This is a genomic window from Pseudomonas sp. NPDC086112, assembly GCF_044746425.1.
In the GTDB taxonomy this organism is placed as follows: domain Bacteria; phylum Pseudomonadota; class Gammaproteobacteria; order Pseudomonadales; family Pseudomonadaceae; genus Aquipseudomonas.
Genome location: NZ_JBIVCD010000061.1, coordinates 12,582 through 18,340, shown reverse-complemented (window position 1 = coordinate 18,340; position 5,759 = coordinate 12,582). Strand labels below are relative to the sequence as shown.

At 57.6% G+C, this 5,759-nt stretch carries 6 protein-coding genes and 1 pseudogene; 1 reads left to right on the top strand and 6 read right to left on the bottom strand.

Features of this window, described 5'->3' with window-relative positions; translation table 11 throughout:
• Positions 1–1,215, top strand: a 1,215-nt coding sequence (locus ACIPLA_RS26790) for a ribonucleoside-diphosphate reductase subunit alpha (protein WP_401177350.1), incomplete at its 5' end; no start/stop codon positions are given.
• A 294-nt stretch (positions 1,216–1,509) separates the two neighbouring features.
• Here ACIPLA_RS26790 and flgE read toward each other — a convergent pair.
• From flgE to ACIPLA_RS26760, 6 genes and pseudogenes are all read right to left on the bottom strand, one after another.
• Complete coding sequence (gene flgE, locus ACIPLA_RS26785) at positions 1,510–2,823, bottom strand: flagellar hook protein FlgE (protein ID WP_401177347.1); 1,314 nt, start codon at positions 2,821–2,823, stop codon at positions 1,510–1,512.
• A 30-nt stretch (positions 2,824–2,853) separates the two neighbouring features.
• A complete protein-coding gene (gene flgD, locus ACIPLA_RS26780; protein ID WP_218394114.1) occupies positions 2,854–3,543 on the bottom strand; it encodes a flagellar hook assembly protein FlgD in 690 nt (229 codons plus the stop codon).
• Between the two features lie 15 nt (positions 3,544–3,558).
• Positions 3,559–4,002: a flagellar basal body rod protein FlgC gene (flgC, locus tag ACIPLA_RS26775; RefSeq protein ID WP_007899122.1), complete on the bottom strand. Its 444-nt coding sequence runs from the start codon at positions 4,000–4,002 to the stop codon at positions 3,559–3,561.
• Between the two features lie 3 nt (positions 4,003–4,005).
• Positions 4,006–4,413, bottom strand: coding sequence for a flagellar basal body rod protein FlgB (flgB, locus tag ACIPLA_RS26770; protein ID WP_095634357.1), 408 nt, complete (start codon positions 4,411–4,413; stop codon positions 4,006–4,008).
• A gap of 355 nt (positions 4,414–4,768) precedes the next feature.
• Entirely contained in the window at positions 4,769–5,596 is an 828-nt protein-coding gene (gene cheR / locus ACIPLA_RS26765) for a protein-glutamate O-methyltransferase CheR (protein ID WP_008071786.1), read from the bottom strand.
• A gap of 46 nt (positions 5,597–5,642) precedes the next feature.
• Positions 5,643–5,759 (bottom strand): annotated as a pseudogene (locus ACIPLA_RS26760) (chemotaxis protein CheV); the annotation flags it as partial.

Sequence of the window (5,759 nt, the reverse complement as noted above, 5' to 3'; positions counted from 1 at the left end):
CACCCATGGCTGACCTACAAAGACCCGAGCAACCTGCGCAGACCGCAGCAGCACGTGGGCGTGGTACACAGCTCGAACCTGAGCACCCAGATCACCTTGAACACCAACAAGGACGAGATCGCCGTTTGCAACCTGGGTTCGATCAACCTGCCGAACCACATCACCAACGGCAAGCTGGACACCGCCAAGCTGGAACGCACCGTGAACACCGCCGTTCGCATGCTCGATAACGTTATCGACATCAACTACTACTCGGTGCCACAAGCGAAGAACTCCAACTTCAAGCACCGTCCGGTCGGTCTGGGCATCATGGGCTTCCAGGACGCTTTGTACCTGCAGCACATCCCTTACGGTTCCGACGCTGCCGTCGAGTTCGCCGACAAGTCGATGGAAGCGGTCAGCTACTACGCGATCCAGGCGTCCTGCGACCTGGCCGACGAGCGCGGCGCCTACGAGACGTTCCAGGGTTCGCTGTGGTCCAAAGGCATCCTGCCGCTGGATTCGCAACAGATCCTGATCGAACAGCGTGGCCAGCAGTACATCGACGTTGACCTGAACGAAACCCTGGACTGGGCACCGGTTCGCGCCCGTGTGCAGAAAGGCATTCGTAACTCCAACATCATGGCCATCGCACCGACCGCGACCATCGCCAACATCACTGGCGTGTCGCAGTCGATCGAACCGACCTACCAGAACATCTACGTGAAATCGAACCTGTCTGGCGAATTAACCGAGAGCAACCCGTACCTGGTTCGCGACCTGACGGCTCGCGGTCTGTGGGACTCGGTCATGATCAACGACCTGAAGTACTACGACGGTTCGTTTCAACAGATCGAGCGCATCCCGCAAGAACTCAAAGAGCTCTACGCGACTGCGTTCGAAGTGGACACCAAGTGGATCGTTGACGCGGCAAGCCGTCGTCAGAAGTGGATCGACCAGGCTCAATCGCTGAACCTGTACATCGCTGGCGCTTCGGGCAAGAAGCTGGACGTGACCTACCGCATGGCCTGGTACCGTGGTCTGAAAACCACCTACTACCTCCGTGCCCTGGCCGCGACCAGCACCGAGAAGTCGACCATCAACACCGGTAAGCTGAACGCTGTTTCCAGCGGCGGCAACCACGGCGACGACTCGGTCCTGGCAGCCCCTGCCGGCCCTGCTCCAGTGCCGAAGGCGTGCGCCATCGACGAGCCGGATTGCGAAGCTTGCCAATAAGCTGAGCGGGTGAGCGCTGAAAGGCGCTTACCTCGATAACCCCCGATCAGTCCTCTGGATTGGTCGGGGGTTTTCTTTTGCCTTGAGGAATGTGGTGGCCGATCTGACGCCTTCGCGGGCAAGCCTCGCTCCTACAGGATATACGTTGATCATATGGGCGACGTATATCCTGTGGGAGCGAGGCTTGCCCGCGAAGAGGCCGGCACAAACAACCAAAACCTCAACTCCCGACAAAAATCCAGGCCATAAAAAAACCCCTCTTGCGAGGGGTTCTTTATGCAGCACTATCAAGCATCAGGTCATCTGAATGATGGTCTGCATGATGGTGCTCTGGGTGGAGATGGTCTTGGCGTTTGCCTGGTAGTTGCTCTGGGCCTTGATCAGCTCGACCAATTCATTGGTCAGGTTGACGTTGGACTCTTCCAGGGAGTTGGAAACGATCGCTCCCAGGGTGCCAGTCTGCGGTGCATCGACACCAGCCACGCCGGAGGCGAAGGTTTCTTTCCAGCGGGTACCGCCGACTGGCTGCAAGCCTTGCTCGTTGGCGAAGCTCGCCACCGCTACCTGGCCGATAGCCTTGGTTTGCTGGTTGCTGAAGTTGGCCGTCATGACGCCGCTGGCGTCGATGGTCAGGCTGGAGATCTGGCCGGTGGCGTAGCCGTCCTGGAATTGAGCGGTACGAGCGGTCGGAGAGTTATAGGAAGATACCTTGGTCATGACCACCGCAATACCGGCAGCGGCAGCATCAGACCCGTTCAGCCCCCAGGTAACCGGCGTGGTATTGGGGTTTGTGATTGCACCAGGCTTCCACCCTGTCATAGTCAGCGTGCCGCCGACGTTAGCAAAACCGGTACTACCGGTCAGGGTCTGGACTGAGCCATCCGAGTTGAAAACGATGTCGGCAGTCAACGGAGTCAGCGTGTTGTTAGCCGGATCGGATGGAGTACGGCCATCCATGTATGTATACATTTTCCAGGTGTTAGTACCCGTCTTCACGTAGTACTGATCCATGGTGTGTTCGTTGCCTTGACTGTCATAGACCTTGGTGGAAATGGTCTTGTTATAGCTGTTGGTGTCCGTCGGGCTGAACGTAGCCACGGTCGGCGATGTTTCAGACGAGTTGAGGTTCAGGGTTTGTTCAACTCGAGTGGTCGGATTCGGCTTCAAGCTCGACGTATCAATCTTCAAATCCGTCAACACACCGTTGATGATCTTGCCGTTGGCATCAACGCCATAACCCTGCAAACGGTTGCCGTTGTTATCGACCACATAGTTTTCAGCATCAGTCTTGAACGCACCGGCACGGGTGTAGCTCAGGGAGCCGTTGTCGCTGAGGATGAAGAAGCCGTTGCCCTGGATGCCCATGTCCAGCACATTGCCGGTATTGTTCACGTCGCCCTGGCCAAACTGCTGGGAAACGTTGGCCAGGCGCACGCCGTTGCCGACGGTCTTGCTGCCGGTACCCAGGCGAGTGGCCGAGTACACGTCTTCGAATTCTGCACGGGAGGATTTGAAACCGGTGGTCGCGACGTTGGCGATGTTGTTGCCGGTCACGTCCAGTTGTTTGTTGGCTGCATAGAGACCGCTAAGGCCGATATTGAAAGACATATTCCACTCCTTGTGCCGTGTTAGTCGGCTCTATATACCAATGGTTTGTACTTTGGACAGGGCAACGCTGCCCATGCCTGCCAGGTTCAGCATCAACTCACCGCCGGTCTGGCTGATGGTCACGCTGTTAACGGTCGCTGGCAGATAAGTAATCAGCGATGTCGCCTTGCTGTCGATGGTGGCCGTTGCGCCGAAGGTGTAAGTACCCGCCGGTGCCACCGCGCCTGCATCGTCCTTGCCGTCCCAGATAAAACTGGCGTTACCGGCACTTTGACTGCCCAACTCGAGCGTACGGATGGTCTTGCCTTCCGAGTTGGTGATCTTGACGGTGGCGGCGGAAACCGAGGTGGGCACCACGACGGTTCCGTTGAGGCTCTTGGAGGTGTCGACCAGGGTTTTGTCGGTCTGCGCAATGACGGAGCGGCCCACCAGCGAAGAAGCCTGCAAGGCTTGCGAGGAGCTGTAGCTGCTGGCAAGGCCGCTGACCGTATCGTTCAGCGTGGTGATACCTTCCAGGCTACTGAACTGCGCCAGTTGTGCCACGAACTCGCTGTTGTCCTGAGGATCGAGCGGGTTCTGGTTTTTCAGCTGAGTCACCAACAGTTGCAGGAACGCGTCCTTGCCCAGCGCCTGGCCGCCGGTAGCGGCCGAGGTCAGGCTGTCTTTGTTGGTCGGGGTCTGGACCGAGGAGTTGGCCAGAACATCGCTGATAACGCTCATATGAATCGCCCCTTATCACTGACCTAGGGTCAGGACCTTCTGCATCATGGTTTTGGCGGTGTTCATCATTTCGGCGTTGGTCTGGAACGAACGGCTCGCGGAAATCATGTCGGCCATTTCTTCGACGACATTGACGTTCGGGTAATAGACGTAGCCCTTGCCATCAGCAGCCGGATGGTTCGGCTCGTAGCGCGCTTCAAGGTTGCTCTGGTCTTCGACCACGCCCAGCACTTGCACGCCTTGACCGGCAGCGTCCTGGTTCTGGAACAGCGAATCGCTGCCGCCGCTCTGGCCGCCCTGGAACATGGTGGCGAATACCGGGTGGCGGGCACGGTAGGTCTGGTCGATGCTCGACGAGACGGTCTCGGCGTTGGCGATGTTTGAGGCGACGGTGTTCAAGCGAGTGGTCTGGGCACTCATGCCGCTACCGGCAATGTTGAAAACACTGGATAGAGACATGGATTACTCTCCGCGCAGGGCTGACACCAGCCCTTTGAATTTACTGTTGAGCAGGGTGAAGCTGGCCTGGAAGTTGACCGCGTTTTCCGCGTAATTCGACTGTTCCAGCTGGGCGTCCACGGTGTTCTGGTCGATCGACGGTTGCATCGGCGTGCGATACATCAGCGACTCGTCGCCATTGCCCATGCCTTCAGCTTCGATGTGACGGCTGTTGGTCATGTTCAAGGCGAACTTGCCGTTTTTGGTTTTCTCGTTCTGCTCGGCGAGCACTTTCGAGAAGTCCAGATCCCGAGCCTTGTAGTTCGGGGTGTCGGCGTTGGCGATGTTGTTGGCCAGGACTTCGGCACGCTGAGCGCGGAAGCCCAGGGCTTGTTCATGGATACCGAGCGCTTTATCGAAGCTGATGCTCATGTCGGGAAACCTTCGGGTGACCTGATTTTTCGTAACATGGACATAGCAAGCGGCGTGCCAATTCAAAAAAGCCCGTAAACCGGGGCTTTGCGCGCGGTGGCAAGCCGGCAATGCCAGAAAAGCGGCAACCGATTTCCGCCGCCTGCCGCTTTTCTGCCGCTTATCAGGAACTATACCGACCACTGTAGGAGCGAGGCTTGCCCGCGAAGGCGATGTGTCAGTCAGCGATTTTGTGTCTGATACACCGCCTTCGCGGGCAAGCCTCGCTCCTACAGGTAGTGCGGCGAGAATGAGAAATCAGGCACAAAAAAACGGGAGCCCCTGAGGACTCCCGTTTTTTTATGCCGTCAACGAATCACTTCGCCTGGTAAATGATCCCCGGGCTGCACTGGACCATCTGGTAATGGTCCGGCAAACCGTTCAGCGCCTCGGACGCGCCAAGGAACAGATAACCGCCCGGCTTCAGCGTGCTGTGGATGCGCAACAGGATGTCTTTCTTCACCTCGGCGGAGAAGTAGATCAGCACGTTGCGGCAGAACACGATGTCGAACTTGCCCAGGCTCGCATAGCTGTCCAGCAGGTTGAACGAGCGAAATTCCACCCGACTCTTGATCGGCGCCTTGATCGCCCAACGTCCCGGCCCTTTCGGGTCGAAGTAACGCTGAAGGCGCTCGGGCGACAGACCGCGGCCGATGGCCAGGCTGTCGTACTCGCCGGTCTTGCAGTTGGTCAGCATGGTGCCGGACAGGTCAGTGGCAACGATCTGCACGCCCATCTTCAACTGACCCATGTTGACCCGTTCGAACTCATCGATGGACATCGACAGCGAATACGGTTCCTGACCCGACGAACACGCTGCCGACCAGATCCGCAGGCGCTGGCCGGGGCTTGCCTTGATCGCTGCAGGCAAGACCTTGTTCTTCAAGACTTCAAACGGATAGGTGTCACGAAACCACAAGGTTTCGTTGGTGGTCATGGCATCCACCACCATCTCGCGCAAACCACTGCGCGGCTGGGTCTGGATGCGCTGAACCAGCTCACCCAATGATTTGATGCCCTGCTGCTCCATCAGTTTGTTGAGACGGCTCGAGACCAGGTATTGCTTGTTTTCACCGAGCAAAATGCCACAGGCTTTTTCCAGGAATACCCGGAACTGTTCGAAATCCAAATTACCCGTAGACAAAGATGCCGCCTCTTAAATCGTTTTGACCGCCAGGGGCAGAAGGCCCCTAGCTGTTATCTGCTGCTTTGATCCGGTCGACTACCCGGGATGCCAGGTCATCAGGACGGAATTTGGCCAGGAAGTCATCGGCCCCGACCTTCTTGACCATCGCCTGATTGAACAC